The 26845-nt window shown below is 64.7% G+C and carries 21 protein-coding genes and 1 pseudogene; 7 read left to right on the top strand and 15 right to left on the bottom strand.

From position 1 onward, the window contains the following. The first annotated feature begins 4 nt into the window (after window positions 1-4). Window positions 5-1009 (top strand): ABC transporter ATP-binding protein, encoded by a 1005-nt coding sequence (locus tag KMZ68_RS02895; protein WP_215616167.1) that lies wholly within the window; start codon window positions 5-7, stop codon window positions 1007-1009. Then, window positions 1006-2028 (top strand): ABC transporter ATP-binding protein, encoded by a 1023-nt coding sequence (locus tag KMZ68_RS02890; protein ID WP_215614405.1) that lies wholly within the window; start codon window positions 1006-1008, stop codon window positions 2026-2028. The genes KMZ68_RS02895 and KMZ68_RS02890 overlap by 4 nt, the downstream gene beginning before the upstream one ends. Window positions 2029-2158: 130 nt before the next feature. On the opposite strand, the gene KMZ68_RS02885 is transcribed toward KMZ68_RS02890, so the two are convergent. From KMZ68_RS02885 to KMZ68_RS02855, 7 genes are all read right to left on the bottom strand, one after another. Then, on the bottom strand, window positions 2159-4141 hold the full coding sequence (locus tag KMZ68_RS02885; protein WP_371741402.1) for an acetyl/propionyl/methylcrotonyl-CoA carboxylase subunit alpha: 1983 nt from the start codon (window positions 4139-4141) through the stop codon (window positions 2159-2161). Beyond that, entirely contained in the window at window positions 4138-5754 is a 1617-nt protein-coding gene (locus tag KMZ68_RS02880; RefSeq protein WP_215614404.1) for an acyl-CoA carboxylase subunit beta, read from the bottom strand. The genes KMZ68_RS02885 and KMZ68_RS02880 overlap by 4 nt, the downstream gene beginning before the upstream one ends. A 139-nt stretch (window positions 5755-5893) precedes the next feature. After that, on the bottom strand, window positions 5894-7495 hold the full coding sequence (locus KMZ68_RS02875) for an AMP-binding protein (protein WP_215614403.1): 1602 nt from the start codon (window positions 7493-7495) through the stop codon (window positions 5894-5896). A gap of 114 nt (window positions 7496-7609) precedes the next feature. Further along, window positions 7610-8476: a 3-keto-5-aminohexanoate cleavage protein gene (locus KMZ68_RS02870; RefSeq protein WP_215614402.1), complete on the bottom strand. Its 867-nt coding sequence runs from the start codon at window positions 8474-8476 to the stop codon at window positions 7610-7612. Window positions 8477-8699: 223 nt separating this feature from the next. Next, on the bottom strand, window positions 8700-9521 hold the full coding sequence (locus KMZ68_RS02865) for a helix-turn-helix domain-containing protein (protein ID WP_215614401.1): 822 nt from the start codon (window positions 9519-9521) through the stop codon (window positions 8700-8702). Between the two features lie 162 nt (window positions 9522-9683). Then, window positions 9684-10334, bottom strand: coding sequence for a glutathione S-transferase family protein (locus tag KMZ68_RS02860; protein WP_215614400.1), 651 nt, complete (start codon window positions 10332-10334; stop codon window positions 9684-9686). Window positions 10335-10504: 170 nt separating this feature from the next. Beyond that, on the bottom strand, window positions 10505-11722 hold the full coding sequence (locus KMZ68_RS02855; protein ID WP_215614399.1) for an ABC transporter substrate-binding protein: 1218 nt from the start codon (window positions 11720-11722) through the stop codon (window positions 10505-10507). Window positions 11723-12049: 327 nt separating this feature from the next. Here KMZ68_RS02855 and KMZ68_RS02850 point away from each other — a divergent pair, with 327 nt between their 5' ends. Continuing rightward, on the top strand, window positions 12050-13261 hold the full coding sequence (locus KMZ68_RS02850) for an acyl-CoA dehydrogenase family protein (protein ID WP_215614398.1): 1212 nt from the start codon (window positions 12050-12052) through the stop codon (window positions 13259-13261). Between the two features lie 178 nt (window positions 13262-13439). Here KMZ68_RS02850 and KMZ68_RS02845 read toward each other — a convergent pair whose 3' ends face one another. Further along, complete coding sequence (locus tag KMZ68_RS02845) at window positions 13440-14597, bottom strand: acyl-CoA dehydrogenase family protein (protein WP_215614397.1); 1158 nt, start codon at window positions 14595-14597, stop codon at window positions 13440-13442. Window positions 14598-14693: 96 nt separating this feature from the next. After that, window positions 14694-15830 (bottom strand): acyl-CoA dehydrogenase family protein, encoded by a 1137-nt coding sequence (locus tag KMZ68_RS02840; protein ID WP_215614396.1) that lies wholly within the window; start codon window positions 15828-15830, stop codon window positions 14694-14696. A 289-nt stretch (window positions 15831-16119) separates the two neighbouring features. Here KMZ68_RS02840 and KMZ68_RS02835 point away from each other — a divergent pair, with 289 nt between their 5' ends. Next, window positions 16120-17667, top strand: coding sequence for an acyl-CoA synthetase (locus tag KMZ68_RS02835; RefSeq protein ID WP_215614395.1), 1548 nt, complete (start codon window positions 16120-16122; stop codon window positions 17665-17667). 182 nt (window positions 17668-17849) lie between these two features. Here KMZ68_RS02835 and KMZ68_RS02830 read toward each other — a convergent pair whose 3' ends face one another. The 3 genes and pseudogenes from KMZ68_RS02830 to KMZ68_RS02820 all read right to left on the bottom strand — a co-directional run. Next, a complete protein-coding gene (locus KMZ68_RS02830) occupies window positions 17850-19361 on the bottom strand; it encodes a flavin-containing monooxygenase (protein WP_215614394.1) in 1512 nt (503 codons plus the stop codon). A 298-nt stretch (window positions 19362-19659) separates the two neighbouring features. Beyond that, on the bottom strand, window positions 19660-20421 hold the full coding sequence (locus KMZ68_RS02825) for a S1 family peptidase (protein ID WP_215616165.1): 762 nt from the start codon (window positions 20419-20421) through the stop codon (window positions 19660-19662). 127 nt (window positions 20422-20548) lie between these two features. Beyond that, window positions 20549-20836 (bottom strand): annotated as a pseudogene (locus tag KMZ68_RS02820) (hypothetical protein); the annotation flags it as partial. Between the two features lie 155 nt (window positions 20837-20991). Between KMZ68_RS02820 and KMZ68_RS02815 the strand changes: the two are divergent. Next, the gene (locus KMZ68_RS02815) at window positions 20992-21624 is read left to right on the top strand and encodes an HAD-IA family hydrolase (RefSeq protein WP_215614393.1); all 633 of its coding nucleotides are present in this window, start codon (window positions 20992-20994) and stop codon (window positions 21622-21624) included. A gap of 42 nt (window positions 21625-21666) precedes the next feature. On the opposite strand, the gene KMZ68_RS02810 is transcribed toward KMZ68_RS02815, so the two are convergent. From KMZ68_RS02810 to KMZ68_RS02800, 3 genes are read right to left on the bottom strand one after another with little or no spacing between them, the layout of a single operon-like run. After that, on the bottom strand, window positions 21667-23721 hold the full coding sequence (locus tag KMZ68_RS02810; RefSeq protein ID WP_215614392.1) for a bifunctional aldolase/short-chain dehydrogenase: 2055 nt from the start codon (window positions 23719-23721) through the stop codon (window positions 21667-21669). A gap of 18 nt (window positions 23722-23739) precedes the next feature. Next, window positions 23740-24849: an S-methyl-5-thioribose-1-phosphate isomerase gene (mtnA, locus tag KMZ68_RS02805; protein ID WP_215614391.1), complete on the bottom strand. Its 1110-nt coding sequence runs from the start codon at window positions 24847-24849 to the stop codon at window positions 23740-23742. Window positions 24850-24874: 25 nt separating this feature from the next. Continuing rightward, entirely contained in the window at window positions 24875-25750 is an 876-nt protein-coding gene (locus tag KMZ68_RS02800) for an S-methyl-5'-thioadenosine phosphorylase (RefSeq protein ID WP_215614390.1), read from the bottom strand. Between the two features lie 167 nt (window positions 25751-25917). Between KMZ68_RS02800 and KMZ68_RS02795 the strand changes: the two genes are divergently transcribed. Both KMZ68_RS02795 and KMZ68_RS02790 read left to right on the top strand, forming a co-directional pair. Continuing rightward, window positions 25918-26250: a c-type cytochrome gene (locus KMZ68_RS02795; protein ID WP_215614389.1), complete on the top strand. Its 333-nt coding sequence runs from the start codon at window positions 25918-25920 to the stop codon at window positions 26248-26250. A gap of 59 nt (window positions 26251-26309) precedes the next feature. After that, entirely contained in the window at window positions 26310-26687 is a 378-nt protein-coding gene (locus KMZ68_RS02790; RefSeq protein WP_215614388.1) for a limonene-1,2-epoxide hydrolase family protein, read from the top strand. The last annotated feature ends 158 nt before the right edge of the window (window positions 26688-26845 follow it).

Raw genomic sequence — 26845 nt, 5'->3', positions numbered from 1 at the left:
CGGGATGCAAGCGGAAGAGGCGGTTCTCGACGTGAAGAACCTGCAGACGGTGTTCTTCACGAACTCCGGACTGTTCAAGGCGGTCGACGACGTCTCCTTCAGCGTCCGCCGCGGCGAGACGCTGGCGATCGTCGGCGAGTCCGGCTGCGGCAAGAGCGTAACCGCGCTGTCGGTGATGCGGCTGGTCCCCGATCCGCCCGGCCGCATTGTCGGCGGCTCGGTGACGCTGGAAGGAACCGATCTGCTCGATCTGGACGATGCCGCGATGCGCGCGATCCGGGGCAACCGCATCTCGATGATCTTCCAGGAGCCGATGACCTCGCTCAACCCGGTGATGCGGATCGGCGACCAGATCACCGAAGCGGTGCGCCTGCATCGGAACACGACCCGCAAGGAAGCCTGGGCCAAGGCCGTCGAAATGCTGCGCCTGGTCCGGATTCCGGAACCGGAGCGAAGGGCGACCGAGTATCCGCATCAGCTTTCCGGCGGCATGCGCCAGCGCGCGATGATCGCGATGGCGCTGGCATGCCGGCCGGCGCTATTGATCGCCGACGAGCCGACCACCGCGCTCGACGTCACCATCCAGGCCCAGATCCTGGCGCTGATCGTCGAACTGCAGAAGGAACTCGGCACCGGCCTGCTCCTGATCACGCACGATCTCGGCGTGGTGGCGCAGACGGCGCAGCGCGTCATCGTCATGTATGCCGGCAAGAAGGTCGAGGAGGCCACCGTCGAGGCGCTGTTCGAGAACCCCAAGCATCCCTACACCCGCGGCCTGATGGCATCGATGCCGGCCGTGATTGCGCTCGGCTCGAAGAACGACGCCCGGCTGGTGGAAATTCCCGGCATGGTGCCGTCACTGACCAACCTGCCGGCGGGTTGCGCCTTCGCGCCGCGCTGCGCCCTGGCGATCGACCGTTGCCGCGCCGAATATCCGCCGTTGCAGGACTGGGGCGACAACCATTTTGCGGCGTGCTGGCGCGCGGCGGAAACGGCGGTGCCGCTATGACCGATGCGCGTCCCCTGCTCGAGGTCACCGACCTCGTCAAGCATTACGCGGTGCGGGGCGGTATCCTGCGCCGCCGCGTCGGCACGGTGCATGCCGTCGACGGCGTCAGCTTTTCGGTCGGGGTCGGCGAAACGCTGGGGATGGTCGGCGAATCCGGATGCGGCAAATCGACGGTGGCGCGCAGCGTGCTGCGGCTGGTCGAGCCGACCAGCGGCAGCATCCGCCTCAATGGCGTCGATGTTACCCACCTCGGCAAGACGGACCTACGTCCGCACCGGCGTTCGATGCAGATCGTGTTCCAGGACCCGTTCGCATCGCTGAACCCGCGCATGACGGCCGGCGATATCGTCGGCGAGCCGCTCAGCGTGCACGGGCTGGCGTCGGGCCGCCAGAAGCAGGAACGGGTCGCCGAACTGTTCCAGCAGGTCGGCTTGAGACCGGACCAGATGAAGAACTATCCGCACCAGTTCTCCGGCGGGCAACGGCAGCGCATCTGCATCGCCCGCGCACTGTCGCTCGGACCAAGCCTGATCGTATGCGACGAGCCGGTATCGGCGCTCGACGTCTCGATCCAGGCCCAGGTGATCAATCTCCTGATCGACCTGCAGCGCAAGCACGGCTTTTCCTATCTGTTCATCGCCCACGACCTCGCCGTGGTCGCCCATATCAGCCACCGCGTTGCCGTGATGTATCTCGGCCGCATCGTCGAAGTAGCCGAAAAAGCCGAGCTGTTCGCCAACCCGCGCCATCCGTATACCCAGGCCTTGCTGTCATCGGTTCCGGTGGCCAATCCCAAGACGAAGCGGTTGAAGCCGCTGATCGACGGCGACGTGCCGAGCCCGATCAATCCGCCCTCCGGCTGCGCCTTCCACACCCGCTGCCGCTACGTGATGGATCGCTGCAAGGTCGAACGGCCCGTGCTGGCGGAAGCCGGGACCAAGCACCAGGTGGCGTGTTTCCTCAATGAGGGCACGGGGCGAGAGGCTGAAATCGTTCTATCAACGTCGTCCCGGCCTTGAGCCGGGACCCATAACCACCGGCCTTCGTGGTTACGACAGGTCGTCGAGCGGCTTTCCAAAATCGATAAATCACGCGGTATGGATCCCGGCTCGGCGCTCGCGATGCTCGCTTGGCCGGGACGACGGAGAACTATGTTGCTGCCGCCTCGATCTCGACGACAATCTTCCCCGTCGTCACCTGCTCGCCCTCCGCGACATCGATCGCGGAGATGGTGCCCGCGATGCCCGCGGTGTGCACATGCTCCATCTTCATCGCTTCCAGCGTCATCACGGGCTGGCCGGCCGCGACCTTGTCGCCCGGCTTGACCAGCACCGCGACCACGCGTCCGTTCATCGCGGCGCGGACCTTGCCGTCGCCGCCGGTTGCCGCCGCCGTCGCCGGCGCGGCCAAAGTGAGATCGCGCACCGCGATTGTAGTACCCCGGTGCAGAAAATAGAGCCGGTCGTCGTTGCGCAGGAACTTCGCGGTCTCCATCACATCGTTGCTGCGGAAGCGGATGGTATCGCCGCCGAGTTCGTCGATCTCGAACCGATGCGCTTCGCCGCCGAGGCTCGCGACATAGCCGCCGTCGCGCTCGCGCACGACTTCGAGATCATAGCTGCCATGGTCGAGTTCGAGACGGACGGGAAGCGGAAACGCGGTCGCCAGTGTCCGGCCCTTGCGCCACGGCGGCGCGTCAGGGGCGGTTACGTAGAGCAGCAACGCCGCCAGCGCCGCCTCGGAAGACGGATCCTTTGGTCCCGCCAACAGTTCGTCGCGATGCTCTCCGATGAACGCGGTGGTCGCCTCGCCCCCGGCAAAGACGGGATGCCGCAGGCAGTCGATCAGAAATCCCTGATTGGTGGTGACGCCGAACGCCGCGACCTGCGCGAGACCGCAAATCAGCTTGCCCCGCGCCTGGTCGCGGCTTTCCCCTCGGCTGATCAGCTTGGCGATCATCGAATCGTAGAACGGCGGAATCTCGGAGCCGGATTGCAGCGCGTGCTCGACGCGGATGCCGTCCGGCATCTGCCACAGCGCCATCCGGCCGGATTGCGGCATGAAGTCGTGGCCGGCATCCTCCGAACACAGCCGCACCTCGATGGCGTGGCCGGAGAATTGGATGTCGTCCTGCTTGAGCCCCAGCGGTTCGCCGCCGGCGACCCGCAATTGCAGCTCGACCAGATCGAGCCCGGTGATCGCCTCGGTGACGGGATGCTCGACCTGCAGCCGCGTGTTCATTTCCATGAAATAGAATTCGCCGCTACGGTCGAGCAGGAACTCCAGCGTGCCCGCACCCTCGTAGCCGATCGACTTGACTGCGGCCACCGCGACCGCACCCATCCGCGCCCGCAATTCCGCTGACACCGCCGGCGACGGCGCCTCCTCGATCAGCTTCTGGTGCCGCCGCTGCACCGAACAGTCGCGCTCGCCGAGATGGATGGCGTTGCCATGACGATCGCCGAACACCTGGATCTCGATGTGGCGAGGATCGGCGATGGCCCGTTCCAGGATCACGGTCGGATCGCCGAACGCGCCTTGTGCCTCGGACCGCGCGCTGCGCAACGTATCGAGAAACATTGCGGCGTCCGTGACCAGCCGCATGCCGCGCCCGCCGCCGCCGGCGACGGCCTTGATCATGACGGGAAAACCGATCCGCTCGGCTTCGGCGAACATCGCGCCGTCGCCCTGGTCGGCGCCCTGATAGCCGGGCACGCAGGGCACGCCCGCCGCCTGCATGATGTCCTTGGCGCCGGCCTTGTTGCCCATCGCCTTGATGGCTTCCGGCGACGGCCCGATGAACACCAATCCGGCATCGCGGCAGGCCTGCGCGAAATCCTCGTTCTCGGCGAGAAAGCCATAGCCGGGATGAACCGCGTCGGCGCCGCTGGCCTTGGCCGCCGCGATAGCAGCCTCGATCCGCAAATAGGATTGCGCCGGCAGCGCCTCGCCGATGCAGATGGCCTGATCCGCTTCGCGCACATGCAACGCCTCGCGGTCGGCGTCGGAATAAACAGCCACCACGCCATGGCCGAGGCGGCGGGCGGTGCGCATGATCCGCAGTGCGATCTCGCCGCGATTGGCGATCAGGATCTTGTGGAACGGCGTCTTCTTCATCTGGGCATTATTCATGGCCGCGCGACCGAAAACTGCATGCGCTGGGGCTCTCGCGCCTCAGCCTCGCGGCAGATCGCCAGCACCTCGGCCAGTACCTTGCGGGTGTCGCGCGGATCGATGACACCGTCGTCGAGCACCCGCGCGCTGGTCGAGAACACGTCCATCTGGCCGTCGAACACGCCCGTTATCTGCGCCTTCATCGCCTCGATCTTTTCCTTCTCGATCGGCTTGCCGCGCCTGATGGCGGCGGCTTCCGTGACGATCGCCATGGTTTCGGCGGCCTGCTCGCCGCCCATGACCGCGGTCTTGGCATTCGGCCACGAGAAGCAGAAGCGCGGATGGAAGCCGCGGCCGCACATGCCGTAATTGCCGGCGCCGAACGACGCGCCGCAATAGATCGTGATCTGCGGCACGGTGGCCGAGGTCACCGCCTGGATCATCTTGGAGCCGTGCTTGATCATGCCGGCCTCTTCATAGGCTCGGCCTACCATGTAGCCGGTGGTGTTGTTGAGATAGAGCAGCGGGGTGCGCGACTGGCAACAAGCCTGGATGAAATGCGTGGCCTTGTTGGCGCCGGGAACATCGAGCGGGCCGTTGTTGGTGATGATGCCGATGGCCTGACCTTCGATACGGGCGTGGCCGCACACGGTGGCGGGGCCGTAATTGGCGCCGAACTCGGTGAAGTCGGAATCGTCGATGAACCGGGCGATCGCCTGGCGCATGTCGACCGGCCGCTTGTGATCCATCGGCATGATGCCGAGCAGTTCCTCGGGATCGTGGCGCGGCGGACGGTGCGAGGTCTGGTCCGGGGCCGGCCGGTCCCATTGCAGATTGGCCATGATGTCGCGCGCGATGCGCAGCGCATCGCGGTCGTCCTCGGCCAGATAATCGCCGAGCCCGGAAATGCTGGTGTGCATCTCGGCGCCGCCGAGTTCTTCCTCGGTGGCGATCTCTCCGGTCGCCGCCTTCAGCAGCGGCGGCCCTGCCAGGAACGCGCGGGTACGGCCGCGCACCATCACGATGTAATCGGACAGGCCGGTCTGGTAGGCGCCGCCCGCGGTCGATGAGCCGTGGGTGACCGTGACCACCGGCAGGCCTGCCGCCGACAGCCGCGCCAGGTTGCGGAAGATGTTGCCGCCGCGGACGAAATCCTCGACCCGGTAGCGCAACAGGTTGGCGCCGGCGCTCTCGACCAGCTGCACGAAAGGCAGCTTGTTCTCCAGCGCCAGTTCCTGCACCCGCAAGGTCTTGTCGAGGCCGAACGGCTGCAACGCGCCGGCATCGATGCCGGAATCATTGGCTGAGACCATGCAGCGGATGCCGGCGACGAAGCCGATGCCCGCGATCAGGCCGCCGCCGGGAACGCTCCTGGCGGCATCGGGCACGTCGAACATGTAACCGGCCAGCGTCGACAGCTCGATGAACGGCGTGCCGGGATCGAGCACCAGCGCCACCCGCTCGCGCGGCAGCAACTGCCCGCGCTTGTGAAAGCGGTCCTTGGCGGCGGCCGAGGCGGTGCGCGCCCGCTCCTCGAGGCTGCGCATCCGCGCAATCAGCGCCAGCATGCCTTCGCGGTTGGCCTTGTAGGCAGCGCTGCCCGTGGCGATGGTCGATTCAATGACGGCCATGGATGTCGATCATTCCTGTTGCCCCGTCATTCCGGGGAAGCCCGCAGGGCTGAACCCGGAATCCAGAGATGATTAGCTCGAGATTCCGGGTTCGCGCTGACGCGCGCCCCGGAATGACGACAAGTGATGCTGTTCCTCACTAAGCACTCTTCTTCGCAAAATGCTCGCTGTAAGCCTGCCGCAGTTCGACCTTGCGCAATTTGCCGGTCGCCGTCATCGGCATTTCATCGACGATCTTGATGAATTTCGGCACCTGGAAGCCGCCGAGATGCTTGCGGCAATGCTCGGCTATTGCGGCCTCGTCGGCGACAGCCCCCGGCTTCAACTTGACGAAGGCCGACACCGCCTCGCCCCATTGCGGATGCGGCAGGCCGACCACGGCGGCGTTCTGCACCGCGGGATGGGCAAGCAGCGTCTCCTCGATCTTGACGGAAGCGATGTTCTCGCCGCCGGACTTGATCATGTCCTTCTTGCGGTCGAGGAACAGCACCTCGCCGTTCTCGTCGATGACCGCGAGATCGCCGGTGTGGTGCCAGCCGAACTTGCGCGCCTCTTCGGTCGCCTTCGGATCCTTGTAATAGCCCATCATCACATTGGGTCCGCGATGCACGAGTTCGCCGGCCTGGCCGCGCGGCAACAGATTGCCGTCGTCGTCCATGATCGCGGTTTCGTTCACGATCAGCGATTCGCCCCAGTAGTTGCCGAAGCGGTTGAGCTGCACCTCCGGCCGCGACATCGTGGTGGCCGGATACATCTCGGTCTGGCCGCTCGACAGAACGAAGTTCGGACAGAGGTCCGCCATGGCGCGCTCCAGCAGCGGGCGACCCATCGGCGCCATGGTGTAGATGCAGGTGCGCAAGCCCGAGAGATCGTATTCCCTGCGGCGGGGGTGATCGAGGATAGCCTGATACATCAGCGACAGCCCGACGAAGACGGTTAGCTTGTCGCGCACGATGGCTTCCATGCAGACCACCGGATCGAAGCCGCGCATCAGCGCCATGCGCCCGCCGACCGAGAGGTAACTCAGGAGCAGCACATGGCCCGCACAATGGAACAGCGGGAATTGCCCGGTGATGCCGTCGGTGCGGTCGAGATGCATCTCGACACAGTTGCTCATCACCGCCATCACCACCGCGAGATGGCAATGCATCGCGCCCTTCGGGCGCGAGGTGGTGCCCGAGGTGTAGATGATCATGGCGAGATCGCGATCGTTGATCTCGATATCGGGCTCGATCTCGGGCTGGCCTTTCAGGAGATCGTTGAAATCCTGCAGACCCTGTGCGGCGGCGGTGCCGGCGAGGTCGACCGCGATCAGGTCCGTGCCGCGCTTCTGCAGCGCTGCGCGCCGATCTCCTTGCGCATGCAGGTTGTCGTCGATCAGCGCGAAGCCTACCCCGGCATGATCGAGGATGTAATCCATGTCGGCCGGGCCGAGCATGGTGTTGATGGGCACCCAGACCAGGCCGGCGCGATGGATGCCGAACAGCGCTTTGACGAATTCGACCGAATTGTTGTTGATGGTGGAGATCTTCTCGCCGGGCTTGAGACCCCTCGCCACCAGGTAATTGGCAAACCGATTGGCGTCGCGCTCGAGCTCGGTGAAGGTCACGCGCCGCGCGCCGTCGGTCAGCGCGACCCGGTCCGGAAAACGCGCCGCGGCGCGTTTCAGGAGATCGCCGATCGCCACCCGCCCGATGCGGCCCGGTCCCGGCACGCCGCCGGTGGCTGCGAGATTGGTCATGCTGTTTGCTCCCTCATTTTCGTCATTGCGAGAAGCGAAGCGACGAAGCAATCCATTCTTTCTTCCCGCGGCGGGATGGATTGCTTCGCTTCGCTCGCAATGACGATCAGCTGACTAATGCCTGATCCCGAAAATCTGCCGCGCTTCCGCCGGGCTCGCGATTTCGCGGCCGGCGTTGCGCGCACAGGCGGCGATGCCCTCGATCAGCTGGCCGTTCGAGGTCACCTTGGTGCCGTCGCCGAGATAGAACGTATCCTCCAGCCCGGTGCGCAGATGGCCGCCGAGATCGGCGCAGCGCTGGTGCAGCGGCCAGATTTCGGCGCGCCCGATCGCGGTGACCTGCCAATGCGCTTCCGGCAGTTTCAGCTTCAGCAGGATCGGCAACAGTTCCGGATCGGCCGGCATGCCGGAGGCGACGCCCATGACGAAATTGTATTCCAGCGGCCCGGAATACATGCCGGTCTGCCGGTACATCCCGACACAGCGCACGATGCCGACATCGAAGCATTCGAATTCCGGAATGGTGTTCGCCTGCTTCATGACGTCGAGATAGTCCTGCACCTTCTCGACCGCGTTATCGAACATCATCGGCGGCCACGCCCAGGTGTTGTCGGCCTTCACCTTGAGATAGTTCAGCGAGCCGGCGTTGCAGGCCGCCATTTCCGGCCTGGTCTCGCGCACGCAATCGAGCGCGCCCTGGTAGTTGGGCCCCGAGGTGCCGGTGGTGTGGTTGATGATCACGCCCGGGCAGGCCTCGCGGATCGCCTGCTGGATCTCGCGGGACACCCCGACCTCCCAGGACGGCAGATGCCCCTTGCCCGGCGCCTGCTGGCGCAGATGGATATGCATCACGCTGGCGCCGGCGTTGAAGGCAGCCCTGGCTTCGCGCGCCATTTCCTCCGGGGTGACGGGAACGTGGTGCTGTTTCGGATCGGTCAGCACGCCGTTCAGCGCACAGGTGATGACAGCCTTGTCGCTCATGGATCAGCCTTCGGTCGGTTCAGCTCGCGGGGTGCGCGCGCATGCACGATGTTCGCGGCGGATCATGCGTCGCGCCGTCACCGGCTTCTTGCGTCAACCCGCTATTGCCTAGAGGCTTCGTTCTGATTGCATCAGACCCGAGCCTCTATTCTTTTGTTTGACGCGTTTTCTTCACGCGAACCGGTTTCCACTTCGCTCGAAAACGCTCCAATGACGACCGCTGTCAGGGCCGTCCCTGACGGAATCCGGCGCTGTCGAGCACGCCCGCGTCGCTGCGATAGATCGCCAGATCCCTGGAGCCCGAAAAGATCGCGCGCGGCTGCAGGCCGTAGAACCGGCGGATCGAATGGCTGAAATGGGTCGAATCGGGATAGCCGATGTCCTGCGCCAGATGCGCGAGGTTGATGTCCTCGTTGACGAAATGCAGCAAATGCCGTGCCCGCTTCCAGGCGCGAAACGCGCGGAACGATACGCCGGTCTGTTCCTTGAACAGATGCAGGAAGCGCGACGGCGACAGGCTGACCGATGCGGCGCAGTCGGCTGCGGTCATCTTGACGCCGGAGAAATCGTTGAGTTTTGCGGCCGCACGGCGGATGCGGCAATCGATGTTGCGGTCCGGCAGATTCTCGCCGAAACAGAGCTGGTCGAAATCGGCAGTGGTAAAGCCGCCATTGCGCTCGCCAAGGCGCAGGGCCTCGTAGGCATCGCGAATTCGCCGCGCGAAGTCGGGCGCCTCAAGCCCGGAAATCCTGGCGCTCAGCGCAGCCATCGCCGCAGGATCGACCGTTTCCGGTTCGATCACGAGGCAGATGATCGAGGTGTGATCGCTCTCGACGCTGTGGGTCGAATAGGGCGACACCATCGCCACCTCGCCCATTACCTCCGACTTGCCTTCGGTGATTTTGAGCTGCCCGCGCATCGCGACGTAGATGTTGTATCCGCCACTGGTGCGCTTTCGCGGCCTGCCGAGCAGGCCCGCATAGAACACCCGTTCGGGGCTGATCAGCATCAGCCGCCCGGATTCGCGGCGGTCGTCATCGTTCATAAGCGTTCCCTCCCGGGAGCGAGATCTGGTTCTTGCCGCGGTGGTGCGGGCTCTCTGACGGAGCTTGCGGCAGAATACAGAAATCACGGCGGATGTCACCCGCGACAAATACCGGGGAATGCTCAGGATTCGGCCGATCTGAACGCTCCGGGGGGAACCCGTTCAGGAGCGCCGCGCGACCTTCTGCTGCTCGCCGGCCAGCGTCTCGGCGGCGACTGCCCTTCTGTAGCCGTCGCGCGCCTGCAGGCGCTGCCAATAGGCGGCGACGTTGGGCCCGAAATCCTTGGATAGCCCGATGTTTTCGGCCAGCCGCAACGCATAGCCGATGACGATATCGGCCGCGGTGAAGCGGCCGGCGACCAGCGTCTCGGCGTTCGCCGTGGCGGCTTCGACCGCCCGCAGCCTCCCCAGAAACCATTTGGCGTAATCTCCCGCCACCTGCGGATTGCGCCGTTCCTCGGGCTCGAGCTGGCTGTAGCGGAGCACCAGCGTCTGCGGAAAGGTCAGCGTCGCGTCGCTGAAATACATCCAGTTCAGGAACGCGCCGTAGGCCGGCTCGTCGACGCCGACGATCAGCGGCGTCGGTCCGTGCCTGGTGCCGAGATAGTGGCAGATGCCCGAGGACTCCGTCATTTTGGTATCGCCGTCGATCATGAACGGAATGGTGCCGAGCGGATTGATGGCGAGATATTCCTTGGCCAATACCCGCGGCGGAAACGGCAGCATTTTGAGGTCATAGGCCAAGCCCATCTCTTCCAGCATCCACAGCGGCCGGAACGAGCGCGCGGCATGGCAGTGATAAAGCGTGATCATCCGGCGGTTTCCTTGTCCCAAACCTCATGGTGAGGAGCGCGCTCTTCGCGCGTCTCGAACCATGAGTAACACAACTCATCCTTCGAGACGGCGCAAGAGCGCCTCCTACGGGTGAACGCAATTGCGTTCATCCCGGGGATGAGGACGCTAATTCTGGCAGCTCGCCGCGGTCAGAGCGCCGCCCCCTCGATGATATTGCCGAACCGGACGTAACCCTGCCCCTCCCAGCGTTGCAGCTGCATCTGCTGCAGCGGGCGGTGGTTGGTCGGGCTGGTGTTGACGCGAACGCCCGGCAGCAGCGTCGGAACCTCGACGTTCCTGAGATTGTTGGCCTGGGCCATGATGCTTTCCCGGGAGAAGTCTCCCTTGCATTGCTCCAGCAATATCCGCAGCACCGACGTGACGGTGTACCCATAGGCGTTGAGGAACTCCTTCGGATTTCCGTCGCCATAGTACTTCGCCATGAACTTCATGTAGTCCTTCATCCCGGCGTCTTCGGCCCATGTCGGATCGGACGGATCCTTGATGTACACCGAGGTGATCAGACCCTGGGCGCGCTCGGGCCCGACGGGAATGATCGTGGAGGCGACCGACGCCGCCCCGCTGGTGACGAAATGAATCGGCTTCCAGCCGAGCTCAAAGACCTTGCGGATCGCCTGCGCGGCAAATCTTGCGGTGACGCCCGATATCAGCACGTCGGCGTTGCTGGCGCGCAAGGTGACGACCTGCGAATCGATGGTGGGATCGGTGACCTCATAGGACACCGCCTTGACCAGAGAATCATACCGCGCGCCCAATACGTCGCGCAGGCCGTTGACGAAATCCTTGCCGAGATCGTCGTTCTGGTAGAGCAGCGCGAATTTCGCGTCCGGCTTCTGGCTGAGGGCATACTTGGCGAAGATCTGCGCCTCGGTCCTCGAACTCGGCGCGAAGCCCATGGTCCAGGGATAGGTCTGGTAATCGCCCCACTTGTCGCCGTTCACCGACAGGAACAGATGCGGCACCCTGTTGGCGTTGATGTACTTCACCACGGCCGAATTCGGCGCGGTGCCGAGCATCGAAAACAGGAAGGCGACATTGTCGCTCTCGATCAGCTTCCTGGTCTGCTCGACAGTCTTCGCCGGATTGAAGGCGTCGTCATAGAAGATGAAATTGATCTTGCGGCCGGCGATGCCGCCCTGCTCGTTGATCATCCGGAAATAGGCATCCGAGCATCTGGCGATGGTGCCCAACGCCGAGACCGGGCCGCTCAGCGACGTGGTGCAGCCGATCTTGATCTCGGTGGCGGTAACGCCGGGGGCGTCTGCGGCGCGGGAAGGTCCGGCAACAGCGACAACACCGGCAGCGGCCGAGCCGGCCAACAGCGAACGACGGTTGAGCGAAGTCATGCATTCCTCCCGGGTTACGTCGAACCTTCAGCTCGCGAACTCTGCGCAGTCGTCGGATTCAGCGTCGGAGAAAGCTGCGCTTGCATCTTGCGTTAACACGCTGATCGCCGCGACGGACTGGCGCGTACACCGATTCACGCGCACAATAAGGAGGCTGTCTCTGGACATCCTTCTTCCTTCTCCCCTTGTGGGAGGAGGTGGCGCGGACAAAGTCCGCGCCGGATGAGGGGTCTCCATCCGCGGAGACAGACCCCTCACCCGTCGCCTCACTTCGTGAGGCGCCACCCTCTCCCGCAAGGGGAGAAGGGAAGAAGAAGGACCGCGAAAATGGATTTCGAGCACAGCCCCAGGGCGATCGAGCTGCAGGCGAAGCTGTCGGCCTTCATGGCCCGGCACGTCTATCCCGTGGAAAACCTCTATCAGGAGCAGGTCGAGAACGGGCATCGCCATCACCGCCCGCCGATCCTGGAAGACCTGAAGCGCCTTGCCCGCGCCGAAGGGCTGTGGAACCTGTTCCTGCCCGGCGATCATGGCGCCGGCATCGGCAATCTCGAATACGCGCCGCTGGCCGAGATCATGGGGCGGATTTCCTGGGCCTCCGAAATCTTCAATTGTTCGGCGCCCGATACCGGCAACATGGAAGTGCTTTCGCTCTACGGCACCCCGGAGCAGAAGAAGCGCTGGCTCGAGCCGCTGCTGTCAGGCGACATCCGCTCGGGCTTCTCGATGACCGAGCCCGAGGTCGCATCCAGCGACGCCACCAACATCCAGTGCAGCATCCGCCGCGACGGCAACGACTACGTCATCAACGGCCGCAAGTGGTTCACCTCGGGCGCGATGAGCGAGGATTGCAAGATCCTGATCGTGATGGGCAAGACCGATCCCGACAATCCCAACAAGCATTTGCAGCAGTCGATGGTGCTGGTGCCGCGGGAGACGCCGGGGATCCGCATCGTGCGCGACATGCGCGTGTTCGGCTATGACGACGCGCCGGTCGGCCATCCCGAGATCGTCTACGACAATGTCCGGGTTCCCGTCAGCAACATGCTGCTCGGCGAAGGCCGCGGCTTTGAAATTGCGCAGGGCCGTTTGGGTCCCGGTCGCATCCATCATTGCATGCGGCTGATCGGCTGCGCGCAGCGCGCGCTGGAACTGATGTGCGCCCGCGCGCAATCGCGCATCGCCTTCGGAAAAGCCCTTGGCGAACAGGGATCGGTGCGCGAGGACATCGCCCATTCCTGGTGCGAGATCGAACAGGCCCGCCTATTGACGCTGCGGGCCGCCGAGAAGATGGATCGCGAAGGCAACAAGGCGGCGCGCGACATGATCGCGGCGGCGAAAGTCGTGGTGCCGAGCATGGCCGCCCGCGTCATCGACCGCGCCATCCAGATCCATGGCGGCGCCGGCGTTTCACAGGACACCTTCCTGGCCGAAGCCTATACCTATGCGCGCTTCATGCGGCTCGGCGACGGGCCGGATCAGGTCCACCTCGCGCAACTCGGGCGAGGATTGCTGAAACGCTATGGCACGCCAGCGTGAGAACACCTCGCCGCTGGCGGGGCTCCCCTTCTGTTGTCCTCATGGTGAGGAGCGCGACCTCCGACCTCATCCTGAGGAGCGCGCCCTTGCGCGCGTCTCGAAGGATGGCGGCAGGCTCGCTCTCTCCTCTCATCCTTCGAGACGCGGCCAAAAGGCCGCTCCTCAGGATGAGGACATCCTACGGCTTCACTCCCGGCAGCGTGCCCATCATCTTGCACAGCACCGACAGCATCACCTCGTCGGCGCCGCCGCCGATCGAGGTCAGGCGGCTGTCGCGATAGGCGCGGCTGACCGGCGTTTCGTTCATGAAGCCCATGCCGCCCCAGAACTGCAGGCAGGCGTCGGTGAGTTCGCGCCCGAGCCGGCCGGCTTTCAGTTTTGCCATGGTCGCCAGCCGCGTTACGTCCTCGCCGGCGACCAGCGCTTCGGCGGCGCGATAGATCAGCGCGCGCAGCAGTTCGACCTCGGTCTGCATTTCCGCCAGCTTGAAGTGGACGGTCTGGTTGTCGAGGATGCTCTGGCCGAACGCCCTGCGGTTGCGGGTGTATTCGATGGTCTCGTTGATGATGAATTCATGCGCCTTGAGGCAGGCCGCGGCGCCCCACAGCCGCTCCTCCTGGAACTGGATCATCTGGTAGGTGAAGCCCTTGCCTTCCTCGCCGATGCGGTTGCGCTTCGGCACCCGCACATTGTCGAAGAAGATCTGCGCGGTGTCGGAGGAGCGCATGCCCATCTTGTCGAGCTTGCGCGCGACCTCGACGCCCTTGCTTTTCATCGGCACGCAGATCAGCGACTTGTTGCGATGGACCGGCCCGTCGCCGGTATTGGCGAGCAGGCAGATCCAGTCGGCCTTGACGCCGTTGGTGATCCACATCTTGCCGCCGTTGATGACGTAATCGTCGCCGTCGGAACGCGCACTGGTCTTGATCGACGCCACGTCCGAGCCGGCGCCCGGCTCCGACACGCCGATGCAGGCCACCGCATCGCCTGATATCGCCGGCGCCAGGAATTCACGCCGCACCTCGTCGGAGCCGAACCGCGCCAGCGCCGGGGTGGCCATGTCGGTCTGCACCCCGATCGCCATCGGCACGCCGCCGCAACGGATCGCGCCGAGCTCTTCCGCCATCATCAGCGCATAGCTGTAATCGAGCCCCTGGCCGCCGAACTCGACGGGCTTGTTGAGGCCGAGAAAGCCGAGATTGCCGAGCTTCTTGAACAGCTCATGCGAGGGGAACTGTTCCGCCTTCTCCCATTCGTCGACGAATGGATTGATCTCGGCCGCAATGAATTTCTGCAGGATGCGGCGGGGTTCTTCGTGGTCTGCGGTGAAGAGCATTCTTTCTCCTGTCATTCCGGGCTCGCCCGCTTCGTTTCGCGCGAGATCTGCTCCCCTCCCCCCCCCCGCGCAGCGGCGGGGAGGGGAGCTAATCGTTCACAATCCCATCTGCCTTGAGGCCAGATCCTTCATGATCTCCTCGGTGCCGCCGCCGATGGCGTTGACCTTGACCTCGCGGTAGATGCGCTCGACCTTGACGCCGCGCATGAAGCCGGCGCCGCCGAAGATCTGCACCGCTTCGGAGGCGCAGAACGCCATGGTCTGCGTCGCCTGGTTCTTCATCATGCAGATCTCGGCAACCGGGCTTTCGCCCTGCCCGAGCCGCCACGCCAGCATTTCCAGCATCGCTTGCGAGGCCGCGACCTTCTGCGCCATGTCCACCAGCTTGTGGCGGATCACCTGGTGCTGGGCGATCGGCTTGCCGAAGGTCTGGCGCTGCTTGGCATATTCGATCGCCTCCTCGACGCAGACCCGGGCATAGGCCGTGCAGCTCGCCGCCATGCCCATGCGCTCGCTGTTGAAATTCTGCATGATGAGCTTGAAGGCCTGGCCTTCCTCGCCGATCAGGTTCTCGGCCGGCACGCGGCAACCGTCGAAATGCAAGGTCGCGGTATCCGACGCCCACCAGCCCATCTTCTTCAGCTTGGTGCGCGACAGGCCCGGCGTATCGCCTTCGATCAAGAGCAGGCTGACGCCGCCCGGGCCCTCGCCGCCGGTGCGCACCGCCACCGTCAGATAGTCGGCGCGCATGCCCGAGGTAATGAAGGTCTTTTCGCCGCTGACGACGTAATGGTCGCCGTCGCGGCGCGCCTTGGTCCTGAGATTGGCGACGTCGGATCCGCCGCTCGGTTCGGTGATCGCGAGCGCGGAGATTTTCTGGCCCGACAGCACCTGCGGCAGCACGCGCGCCTTGATTTCGGGACGGGCGGCGCGCGCGATCGGCGGCGAGCCGATGGTGTGGCTCATCAGGCTTGCACTGACCCCGCCGGCGCCGGCCCGGGCCAGCTCCTGCGAGGCCACGATTTTCATGAACTGGTCGGCGTCGACGCCGCCATATTCTTCCGGGAATCCAAGGCCCAAGAGGCCGATGGCCGAGGCCTTCGCATAGAGCTCGCGGGGAAACTCGCCCGCCTCATCCCATTCATGGGCGTAGGGCTCGATTTCCTTGTCGACAAAGCGGCGCATCACGTCGCGATAGGCTTCGTGTTCGGCGGTGTAGAACGGGCTGGCCATCCGCTTCGCTCCGTTGATTCTTGTGCGGCGCACGATGTCCGGAAACCGGCGATCTAACTTGCGTCGAGTGGCTGGGGCCGCGGAGTCCGCAAAGCTCGGGCGACAAGAACCGCGAGATCGCGAAGCTGTGTCTACACCCTCAACCGTCGTCGCCCGCGAAAGCGGGCTGGTCGCGCCACAGCCCAGCGCCTCGACGCAAGACTGTATCCCGATACGGCCGCCAACTGAAAGATAGGGCGTAAAATCAAGCAATGCGCGGCGCAAGACCGCCACATCCCAGGAGGAGACTTTGCCGGTTCGCCATTACGACTGGATCGCGCATTTCGGCCGCCGCACGCCGGACAAGCCGGCGGTGGTCGATCTCGGCAGCGGACGCAGTTACACCTACGCGCAGTTCGATTCCCGGATTTCGCGCCTCGCCGCGTATCTGCGCGACCGGTTGAAGGTCAAGCGCGGCGACCGCGTCGCCGTGCTGGCGCTGAACACGACCGATACGCTGGAAGTGCAGTTCGCCTGTGGGCGGATCGGCGCGGTGTTCCTGCCGCTGAACACCCGCCTCACCGTCCCCGAGCTGCAATACATCGTCGGCGACGCCGCGCCTGTGCTGATGATCCACGACACAGAGCTGGCCGAGGTCGCGCTTGCGGTGGCGAAAAAGTGCAACGTGGCCTCCGCGCTGCTGCTCGGACCCGGCGGGTCCTATGAGGCGGCGATCACCGCCGCCATGCCGCTCGACAATGCCGAACTCGTCACGCTCGATGACATCTCGACCATCATGTACACCTCGGGCACCACGGGCCAGCCCAAGGGCGCCATCATCACCCACGGCATGACGTTCTGGAACTGCGTCAATCTCGGCGGCCCGGCCTATGTCTCGCCGTCGACGGTGCTGCTCACGGTACTGCCGCTGTTCCATACCGGCGGGCTCAATTGCTACACCAACCCGGTGCTGCATGCCGGCGGCACCGTGCTGATCATGCGCGCCTTCGATCCCGGCGCAGCGCTGCAGCTGATCAGCGATCCCGCGCGCGGCATCAACCAGTTCTTCGGCGTGCCCTCGATCTACCAGTTCATGGCGCAGCATCCTTCGTTCGCGACGTCCGACTTCAGCCGCCTCATCATCGGCGGCGTCGGCGGCGCGCCGATGCCGGTGCCGCTGTTGAAAGTGTGGGAAGAGCGCGGCGTCGCGCTGCAGCAGGGCTACGGCATGACCGAGACGTCGCCGGCGGTATTGACGCTCGACAAGGAGGACGCCGCGCGCAAGGCCGGCTCCTCCGGCAAGCCGGTGCTGCATACCGAAGTGCGGATCGTCCGGCCCGACGGGTCGGATGCCGGCGTCGGCGAACTCGGCGAATTATGGGTGAAGGGACCGAACATCACGCCCGGCTACTGGAACCGGCCGGACGCCAATGCCTCGTCGTTCACCGATGGCTGGCTGCATACCGGCGACGCCGCGCGGATCGACGAAGAAGGGTTCTACTACATCGTCGACCGCTGGAAGGACATGTACATCTCCGGCGGCGAGAACGTCTATCCGGCCGAGGTCGAGAACGTGCTGCACCAGCTCACCGCGATTGCCGAAGCCGCCGTGATCGGCATCCCAAGCGAGCAGTGGGGCGAAACCGGCATGGCGATCATCGCGGTGAAGCCCGGCCACAGCATCACCGAAGCGGAGATTCACGCGCATTGCGAGAAGAACCTCGCGCGCTTCAAGCGCCCGCGCCTGATAAAATTCATCGACGCGCTGCCGCGCAACGCCACCGGCAAGATCCACAAGCCGACCTTGCGCGCGAATTTCGGCGCGGCGAAGGTTACGGATCAGGCCGTCGCGTCGTAGGAACTCACGATACTCTCTCCGTCGTCCCGGCCTCGAGCCGGGACCCCAGCGTGAGCGCAAGCGCTCATCGCGGCGCCGCGGCTTATCGTTTGAGCTCCGGACTAGAGACCTTCATCCCACAACAGACGACCGGGGTTACGGGTCCCGGCTCAAGGCCGGGACGACGATTGTTGATGCTGTTCCTAATCGTATACGAACGCCGCATCGTCGAGGTCGATCGCCGGGATTTCATCCTTCTCGGCCCAGTAATCCTGGCTGTGCTGCCATTCCGGCTTGTCGCCGCGCTTGGGCAACAGATGCATATTGCGCATCATATAGCCGGGATTGAAATTCTCCGGATCGATCCAGGAATGCAACGGCATATTGCCTTCCTGCGGCCGTAGCGCCGGCACCACCTTCTTCGCGCCCTTCTCCTTCATGTGCGCCAGCAGCCGGCAGACGAAGTCCGCCACCAGATCGGTGCGCAGCGTCCAGCTGGCGCGGAAATAGCCGAACACCCAGGCCATGTTCGGGATGCCGGTGAACATCATGCCGCGATAGGTCACGGTATCGGAGAAATCGAGCGGCTTGCCGTCGATCTCGAAGGCGATGTCGCCGAGCACATTGAGGTTGAACCCGGTCGCGGTGACGATGATGTCGGCTATGAGCGTCTCGCCGGATTTCAGCAGGATGCCGTCCTTGGTGAAGCGGTCGATCTCGTCGGTCACCACCGAAGCCTTGCCGCTCTTGACCGCCTCGAACAGGTCGGCGTCGGGCACGAAGGCGATGCGCTGCCGCCACGGCCGGTATTTCGGGGTGAAATGCTTCTCGACGATGTCGTCCGAACCGGGCCCGAGCGCGGCGCGAATGCCGTTGAGCAGTTCCTGCTTGATCTTCTCCGGCTCGGTAAAGGAGAGGCGGGTGAACAGGTCCTGATCGAACAGGATCTTGCGGCGCACGATCTCGTGGATCCATTCCTCCTTGACCTGCAACTGCCGGAGCTGCTCGGCCAGTTCGATGGCGTTGCGGCCGGTTCTGAAATAGGTCGGCGAACGCTGCAGCATGGTGACATGTTCGCACTTGTCCGCAATTGCCGGGATCAACGTCGCCGCGGTCGCGCCGGAGCCGATCACCACGACCTTCTTGCCCGACAGGTCCAGATCCCCGGGCCAGCGCTGCGGATGGATGATGCGGCCCTTGTAGTCCGCCATCCCCTGCCATTCAGGGGTGTAGCCTTCCGAATGACGGTAATAGCCCTGGCACATCCAGAGAAAGTTCGCGGTGAAGGTTCGGGCCTCGCCGCTGGCCTGGTCGACCGCTTCGACGGTCCATCGATTGGTTTCGCTCGACCACTTCGCCGAATTGATGCGATGGCGGTAGCGGATGTGCCTCGCGAGATCGTTCTCGTCGATCACCTCGCCCATATAGGCGCGGATTTCGTCGGCGGTCGCGATCGGCGGGCCGACCCAGGGCTTGAAGCGATAGCCGAAGGTGTGCAGGTCGCTGTCGGAGCGGATGCCCGGATATTTGTGGGTCAGCCAGGTGCCGCCAAAACTCTCCTGCTCTTCCAGAACGACAAAGGTGGTGCCCGGGAGCTGCTTGGTAAGGTGATAGGCGCTGCCGACGCCGGAAATGCCGGCGCCGACGATCAGGACATCGAAATGCTCGACCGCCTGCGCGGCGGACATGGTGCGGAGGGGTGCGGTTACATTCATGGTTTTTGTTTCTCTCCCGATTTGCAACTCGTTAGCAGCTTGCCTCTGGAGCCTTTTCCGTTCCGATTGAAGCGGAACGGGGCTCCATCTTTTTGTTTTGACGCGTTTTCTTCACGCGAACCGGTATCCACTTCGCTTGAAAACGCTTTGGTGACCCTTTTCCGTTCCGATTGAAGCGGAACGGGGCTCCATCTTTTGTTTTGACGCGTTTTCTTCACGCGAACCGGTATCCACTTCGCTTGAAAACGCTCTAGTGACCAATGATCGGCCGCGCAATGCGCCAGATCAATCCGCGAATTCACAGCACAGAGCCCCATTGGCGCGCGGTCTGCAAAATCCAGTCCCGGTAGAGCGTCAGCGGCGTGACGCCGGTGAGTCCGCCGCAGCCCGCGGCGCCGTTCGCCCCGGTCGACCAGCTGACGATGCCGACGATGGCCGGGCCGCTCTGCTTGTCCTCGAACACCGGTCCGCCGGAATCTCCGGTGCAGGCGCCAAGTCCGTCGCGCGTGCCCTGCCCGGCCGGATCGACCAAACGAATTTGCAGCGTCCCCGGCTTGCCGGTCGCGACCAGACCGGCGGCACGAATGGTCCCGCCGCTCTTGCCGTCGCCGCGAACGGCGACGCCGATGCCGGCGATGGTGAAGCGGCTGCCGACGACAATGGGAATCGCGGGTATGCCAAGCAGCGCCGGGCTCTTTCCCTTCGCAGCCGCATCGAGCTGCAGCAACGCCACGTCGGCAGTGGCGCGATGCGAAGTCATGGCCTTCATACTGAAGGCGGGATGGATGGCTACACTCTTCACGTCCTGCAGTTGCGGCTGCCGGTCCGCACCATAGTCGACGATCTTGTAGGTCGCGCCCGGCTGCACGCAATGCGCCGCGGTCAACACCAGTTTCGGTGCAATCAACGCGCCCGTACAAAAATTGCCGCGCGAGCCGACAATGGTGACGACGGCGCGGCCGACGCCCTCGGCCGACGGCACGCCGCCGCCGACGATGGCGTGGGCCGGCGAGGCCAGCAGCAGCGCCAGGCCCGCGATCATCGCGGCCGGGATTTTCATCGCAGCAGGCGTCACGCGTAGAGCTCGCTATGTTCCTTCCGATACGGCGAATAGGAATCCTTGATGCTGGCCATGTTCAGCAGCATGATGGCGACCGGCAAATCGCCGGACGCAAACACCGTGGTCGCGCCTGCACCTCCTCGCCCTCGAAGGAGGGATTGCGATAATGCGCGGAGATGCATCCGGTCTCGAACCAGGCATTGCCCCACACGCTCACGCACAGCGGCGCGAACTGGCTGAAATGCGTCGGCCCCTCGATGGTGCCGCCTTGGAATCCCAGTTTCTGCGCCGTCGCATCATCGTGAATCGAGGCATGGGAATCGTAGACCTGCGCATGCAGCATCTGGCGCGGCCGCCGCCACGGCCCGGCAATGGAACCCGCAGATTCGGTAATGATGGTGTCAAAGGCTTTCATGGCGTTCCCTCGCGGCAGGACGGCGGCGGCAACTTACAGGAAGGCGCCAGCCACTCCAAATTCTGCGGGGCGGCAAAACCACCGGCGGGCTGGCCCTGCCCCGGGGGCCGTGTTAGCCGTCATGCAAAATCGGCGTTCGCATTGGCGGGAAAAAGATGATCGAGGCAGTAATCTGGGATTTTGGCGGGGTGCTCACCACTTCGCCGTTCGAGGCCTTCGCGCGGTTCGAGACCGAACGCGGGCTGCCCGCCGACATCATCCGGCGCACCAACGCCCATAATCACTGGGAGAACGCCTGGGCGAAGTTCGAGCGCGCCGAGGTGGACCTCGAAACCTTCGACCGGCTGTTCGCCGCGGAATCGTTGGCGCTCGGCGCGGAGGTGCGCGGCAAGGAGGTGTTGCCGCTGCTGTCGGGCGATCTGCGGCCCGAAATGGTCGAGGCGCTGACGCGGGTGAAAGCCCGGTTCAAGACCGGCTGCATCACCAACAACCTTCCCGCCAACGCGATCGGCAGCCACAGCGGCCGCTCGCTTTACGTCGCGGAGGTGATGGCGCTGTTCGATCACATCATCGAGTCCGCCAAGATCGGCCTGCGCAAGCCCGATCCGCGCATCTATCAGATGATGGTGGCAACGCTCGGCGTCGATCCCAGGCGTTGCGTCTATCTCGACGATCTCGGCGTCAACCTGAAGCCGGCGCGCGACATGGGCATGACCACGATCAAGGTCGCCAACGCGCCGCAAGCCATCGCCGAACTCGAGGCGGCGACGGGACTGGTGTTGCGCTAGCGCTGATGCACCTCTTCCCGGCGATAGAGGCGTCGGCGCTATTCACCGCAGCGCGGCGGCGATGTTGCCGCCGTCGACGGTGGTGACGTCGGCGGTGGTCTTGAGCGCCAGCGCCTGGGCCAGGAACGCCTGCGCGACATCCTCGGCCGCCACTTCGCGGCCGAGCAGGTTGCCGCGCATATAGGCCTGCTCGCTCAGCCCGCGAACCTTCGAGCGCGACGTGATCATCTCTTCGGTCAGAAGACCGGAGCGGATCCGGTCGGCATTGACGGCGTTGGCGCGGATACCTTCGTTGCCGTAATCGACCGCGTATTGCCGCACCAGGAACAGCGTCGCCGCCTTGGGCAGGCCGTAGGGACCGAAGTCCGGGCCGGGATTGACCGCCTGTTTGGAGACATTGAACAGCAGGCAGCCGCCGGTGCCCTGCGCCCGCATGATCTTGACCGCGGCCTGCGCCACGCGCTGGTGGCCGTAGAAATTCAGCTCGAAACTTTTTCGCAGCACCGTCTCGTCGACCTCGCCGATCCGGCCCTGCCAGGCGGCGCCGGCATTCGATATGGCGATGTCGACGCCGCCGAAGATGGATGCGACCTGCGCGAACGCGTCACGCACCGATGCGGCATCGGTGACGTCGCATTTCAGCCCAAGCGCCGCGCCGCCGATCGCCTTGGCTTTGGCCTTTGCTGCGGCCTCGTCGACATCGAGCAACGCCACTTCGGCGCCGGCTGCCGCGAACGCCCTGGCGGTTGCGAATCCGATCGCGCCGGCCGCGCCGGTGATGACGGCGACCTGCCCGGCGAGCGGCGGCTCCTTGGCGCTGCCGAGTTTGGCCTGCTCCAGCGACCAGTATTCGACGTCGAACAGATCGGATTCCGGCAGCGGCTCGAAACGGCCGACCGCTTCCGCATCCGTGATGGTGGCAATCGCCGCCTCGGCGAGGTCGGCGGCAACCCTCGCATCCTTCTTGCTGCGGCCGAGCCCGAACAGGCCGACGCCGGGCACCAGCACCACGCGCGGCGAGGGATCGAGCATGGTCTTGATGCCGCCGACGCGGGCGTTGTTACGGGCAAAATAATCCTTGTAGGTTAAGCCATAGGCTGCGACCGCATCGCGGACCGCGGTCCTGAAACCGGTGAGATCGCCCTCCCCGGGCGCCGCAACCACCAGCGGCTTGTTCTTGATGCGGATATTGTGGTCCGGCGTCACCACGCCGGCCTGGCCGTAGCGCGCCACGTCGGCGCCGTTGACGAAATTCATCACCGCAGCATCGCCGCGGAAATCGAGCACGAAGCGTTTCCAGGCGCCATCCGACTTGCCATCCGGCAGACTGCAGGCGCCGCGGATGATCGGCGCGACCGCCGCGACCGGCGCCGGACGGGCCGGCAGCCTGGCGCTGACGAAAGCAGGCTTGCGATTCTTCGCCAGCCGCGCTTCGGCCAGGCCCACCAGCGCGATCATGCGCTCATAGGCTTCCCGCGCATCGGCGCCGAAGCTGAAGATGCCGTGCTTGACCAGGACCAGGCCCTCGACCGAAGGGTCCGCGGCGAACACGTCAGCCGCGGCCTTTGCCAGACCGAAGCCCGGCATGATGTAGGGCACATAGCCGACACGCTTGCCATAGACTTCACGGCATAGCGCCTCGCCGTCCGGCTGGTCGGTCAGCGCCAGCACCGCGGTCGAATGGGTGTGATCGACGAATTTGTACGGGATGAAGGCGTGCAGCAGCGCCTCGACGGAAGGGTTCGGCGCCATCGGGTCGATCAGATTGGCGCGCTGCAGCCGCACCATTTCCTCGTCGGAAAGTTTTTCGCGGGCACGAAGTTTTACAAGCGGCGCCAGCCGCACCGCCGGCAGGCCGGCCGGCTCGATCGAGCCCATGTCCCAGCCGGAGCCCTTGACGCAGAGCACGTCCACCATATCGCCGTTGAGATCGGCGACTTCCGTCTTCACCGAGGTATTGCCGCCGCCATGCAGCACCAGCCGCGGATCCTGGCCCAACAGCCGGGTGGTATAGACCCGCAGCGCCACGTCGCGGCCGAGGTTTTCGTAGCGGGCCACCGCCGCTTCGGCGTCGCGATCGTTCCAGGCGCTCTGCATGGGTTTTCTTCCCTCTCGCTATTCGGCCGCTGCCGCTGTCCGCTCGGGGAACGCGGCAGCCAGCGCGGCGCGATCGGGCTTCAGCACCCCGCGCTCGGTGATCAGCCCCGTCACCAGCCGCGCCGGCGTGACATCAAAACCATAATTCGCAACCGGCGAACCGTCAGGCACGATCCGCACCGTCTCGATCCTGCCATCGGCGGTCTGCCCCGTCATGTGCGTGACTTCCTCGGCGCCGCGCTGCTCGATCGGAATCTCCCTGACCCCGTCGGCGACGCTGAAATCGATGGTCGGCGACGGCAGCGCCACATAGAACGGCACGCCATTGTCATGCGCGGCGAGTGCCTTCAGGTAGGTGCCGATCTTGTTGCAGACGTCGCCGTCGGCGGTGACGCGGTCGGTGCCGACGATCACGAGATCGACCATGCCATGCTGCATCAGATGCCCGCCGGTGTTGTCGGGGATGACGGTATGCGGCACGCCGTGATGGCCGAGCTCCCAGGCGGTCAGCGAGGCGCCCTGATTGCGCGGGCGGGTCTCGTCGACCCAGACGTGGATGGAGTGGCCGCGGTCGTGCGCCAGATAGACCGGCGCGGTCGCGGTGCCCCAGTCGACCGTCGCCAGCCAGCCGGCGTTGCAATGGGTCAGCACGTTGATGCGCTCGCCCTGTTGCTTGGTGGCGGCGATCTTTTCGATCAGCTCGAGGCCGTTCCGGCCGATGCCCTGGTTGATGGCGATGTCTTCTTCGGCAATAGCGGTCGCGCGCGCGTAGGCGGCTGCGGTCCGCTGCTGCGGCGGCAACGGCCGCAACAGGGTCCGCATCTCGTCGAGCGCCCACCGCAGGTTGATCGCCGTCGGCCGGGTCGCCATCAGCGTCTTGCAGGCCTGATCGAGTGCTATATCCGACGGGTCGGCCCGCATCGCCAGCGCGACCCCGTAGGCCGCGGTCGCGCCGATCAATGGCGCACCGCGCACCAGCATCGACCGGATCGCATCCGCCGCGGCACCGGAGGTCGCGAGCCGGACCGTGACAAAATCGTGCGGCAGCCGGCGCTGGTCGATCGCGCCGACCGACCAGCCGTCCTGCTCGAGCCAGATGCTGCGGAAGTGCCTGTCTCCGACCCTCATGACACACTCATCGACGGTTCAATTCTCACGCGCGCAAGATCCTTCCCGCCACCGCATCGAGCTTGCTCAGAAGCTCCGGATCGCGCGCTTCCGGGGCGGTGATCAAGGCGGTATCGAGCGCGCGGTCTGAACCGATCGGGCACGGCTCGTGCTCCCGGGGGAATTCGCGGGCAAGCCGCGCCACCAGGCTCTTCGCCTTCTCGGCGTTGGTGGACAGCACGCGGATGATGTCCTGCACCGACACCGCATCATGGTCGGGATGCCAGCAATCGAAATCGGTCACCATGGCGACGGTGGCGTAACAGATCTCCGCCTCGCGGGCGAGCTTGGCCTCCGGCATGTTGGTCATGCCGATTACGGAATAGCCCAGGTTCTTGTAGGTCATGCTCTCGGCATAGCTGGAGAATTGCGGACCCTCCATGCAGACATAGGTGCCGCCGCGCGCGATCGCGATGCCCTCGGCCTCGGCGGCGGCGGCCAGATGGATGCGCAGCCGCGGCGACACCGGGTGCGCCATCGAGACATGCGCGACGCAGCCCTTGCCGAAGAACGAACTCTCGCGCTTGTGGGTGCGGTCGACGAACTGATCGACCAGCACGAAGGTGCCCGGCGGCAAGTCCTCCCTGAACGAACCGCACGCCGACAACGAGACCAGGTCGGTGACCCCGGCGCGCTTCAGCACGTCGATATTGGCGCGGTAGTTGATGTCGGAGGGCGACAGCCGATGGCCCTTGTCGTGGCGCGGCAGAAACACGACCGGAAGGCCGGCGATGGAGCCGCGGCGCACCGGCGCCGACGGCACGCCCCAGGGACTCGAAATCGCCTCCTCGTGCGCATTCTCCAGCCCCGGCAGGTCATAAATGCCGGAGCCGCCGATGATGCCGAGCACCGCCTTGGTCATGATTCTCTTCCGCCTCTTTGGTGGCGATTCAGCATGCCGGCGAAGCGCTCACAATGTATCCATGTCTCTGCAATATCGGGCATTTTCGCGGGCTTGTCGACAACGGCAAATCAGTCGCCCCGATGACGAATCCCGGTGCTAGATTGCCGCCAACATAAGGACCGGCCATGAACAAAATTTGTCTCGCGCTGTTGCTGACGGTGGTCTGGAGCCAGGCCGCCCATGCCCTCGACCGCGAGCAGCGACATGGCAAGGCCCTGCTCGAATCCATGTGCGCCCGCTGTCACGCGGTCGGTGCAACCGGCCGAAGCCCTCTTGCCGAGGCGCCGCCGTTCCGCACGTTCGGGGATAAGCTGTACGACACCGACTTCGTGCAACGACTGCAGGACGGCCTGACCACCATTCACCCGGGCATGCCGACGTTCCGGTTCGACCGGCCTGACGCCGAGGCGGCGGTCAACTACCTCAAGGCCATCCAGCAGCGCAAAAAGCCTAAATAGCTCGATTGCTGCGGCTTGCCCGCGACCGTTCCATTCGCGACATTTCAAGGGAAACAGCCATGAGCACCAACGAGCAGATCGTACGGGATTTCATCGCCGCGTGGTCGCGGCTGGATGTCGACGAGATCGTCGCATTCTTCACTCCCGACGGCACCTATCACAACATGATGAACAAGCCGGTCAGCGGTCACGACAACCTGCGCAGGTTCATCGGCGGGTTCATCAAGGATTGGACACAGACGAATTGGGACGTCCTGAACATCGTCTCCCAGGGCGACATCGTCATGGCCGAGCGTCTCGACAGAACCCGCCTCGGGACCAGGAGTGTCGATCTGCCTTGCTGCGGCGTGTTCGAATTGGCAGACGGCAAAATCAGGATCTGGCGCGACTACTTCGATCTGGCAACCTACACTCGTTCGATGGTCGAGCCGAAATAGTGCCGCAAAATCGGGCTTCTTGGCCGCCTTTGGCCAGAATTTCCTCGCCGCCGGCCTGGAAGTGAATAGGGGCCGCCGTCCGAATCAAATAGACCTTGATCGCCTCTATTGAGCTCCGTCATTTCGGCACACCGGCCCCGAAACCCGGCCTTCGCAAG

Source organism: Bradyrhizobium sediminis (assembly GCF_018736105.1).
Lineage (GTDB): Bacteria > Pseudomonadota > Alphaproteobacteria > Rhizobiales > Xanthobacteraceae > Bradyrhizobium.
Note: the sequence above shows the minus strand (reverse complement) of the source record. Positions and strands in the feature narration are given on the sequence as shown.

Coding starts and splice junctions, on each gene's coding strand:
- KMZ68_RS02875 (WP_215614403.1), bottom strand. CDS start 7,495: ATGACCAATCTCGCAGCCACCGGCGGCGTGCCGGGACCGGGCCGCATC.
- KMZ68_RS02830 (WP_215614394.1), bottom strand. CDS start 19,361: ATGAATGTAACCGCACCCCTCCGCACCATGTCCGCCGCGCAGGCGGTC.
- KMZ68_RS02840 (WP_215614396.1), bottom strand. CDS start 15,830: ATGGCCAGCCCGTTCTACACCGCCGAACACGAAGCCTATCGCGACGTG.
- KMZ68_RS02890 (WP_215614405.1), top strand. CDS start 1,006: ATGACCGATGCGCGTCCCCTGCTCGAGGTCACCGACCTCGTCAAGCAT.
- KMZ68_RS02855 (WP_215614399.1), bottom strand. CDS start 11,722: ATGACTTCGCTCAACCGTCGTTCGCTGTTGGCCGGCTCGGCCGCTGCC.
- KMZ68_RS02880 (WP_215614404.1), bottom strand. CDS start 5,754: ATGGCCGTCATTGAATCGACCATCGCCACGGGCAGCGCTGCCTACAAG.
- mtnA (WP_215614391.1), bottom strand. CDS start 24,849: ATGAGGGTCGGAGACAGGCACTTCCGCAGCATCTGGCTCGAGCAGGAC.
- KMZ68_RS02885 (WP_371741402.1), bottom strand. CDS start 4,141: ATGAATAATGCCCAGATGAAGAAGACGCCGTTCCACAAGATCCTGATC.
- KMZ68_RS02815 (WP_215614393.1), top strand. CDS start 20,992: ATGATCGAGGCAGTAATCTGGGATTTTGGCGGGGTGCTCACCACTTCG.
- KMZ68_RS02895 (WP_215616167.1), top strand. CDS start 5: ATGCAAGCGGAAGAGGCGGTTCTCGACGTGAAGAACCTGCAGACGGTG.
- KMZ68_RS02865 (WP_215614401.1), bottom strand. CDS start 9,521: ATGAACGATGACGACCGCCGCGAATCCGGGCGGCTGATGCTGATCAGC.
- KMZ68_RS02860 (WP_215614400.1), bottom strand. CDS start 10,334: ATGATCACGCTTTATCACTGCCATGCCGCGCGCTCGTTCCGGCCGCTG.
- KMZ68_RS02870 (WP_215614402.1), bottom strand. CDS start 8,476: ATGAGCGACAAGGCTGTCATCACCTGTGCGCTGAACGGCGTGCTGACC.
- KMZ68_RS02825 (WP_215616165.1), bottom strand. CDS start 20,421: ATGAAAATCCCGGCCGCGATGATCGCGGGCCTGGCGCTGCTGCTGGCC.
- KMZ68_RS02845 (WP_215614397.1), bottom strand. CDS start 14,597: ATGCTCTTCACCGCAGACCACGAAGAACCCCGCCGCATCCTGCAGAAA.
- KMZ68_RS02850 (WP_215614398.1), top strand. CDS start 12,050: ATGGATTTCGAGCACAGCCCCAGGGCGATCGAGCTGCAGGCGAAGCTG.
- KMZ68_RS02795 (WP_215614389.1), top strand. CDS start 25,918: ATGAACAAAATTTGTCTCGCGCTGTTGCTGACGGTGGTCTGGAGCCAG.
- KMZ68_RS02810 (WP_215614392.1), bottom strand. CDS start 23,721: ATGCAGAGCGCCTGGAACGATCGCGACGCCGAAGCGGCGGTGGCCCGC.
- KMZ68_RS02800 (WP_215614390.1), bottom strand. CDS start 25,750: ATGACCAAGGCGGTGCTCGGCATCATCGGCGGCTCCGGCATTTATGAC.
- KMZ68_RS02790 (WP_215614388.1), top strand. CDS start 26,310: ATGAGCACCAACGAGCAGATCGTACGGGATTTCATCGCCGCGTGGTCG.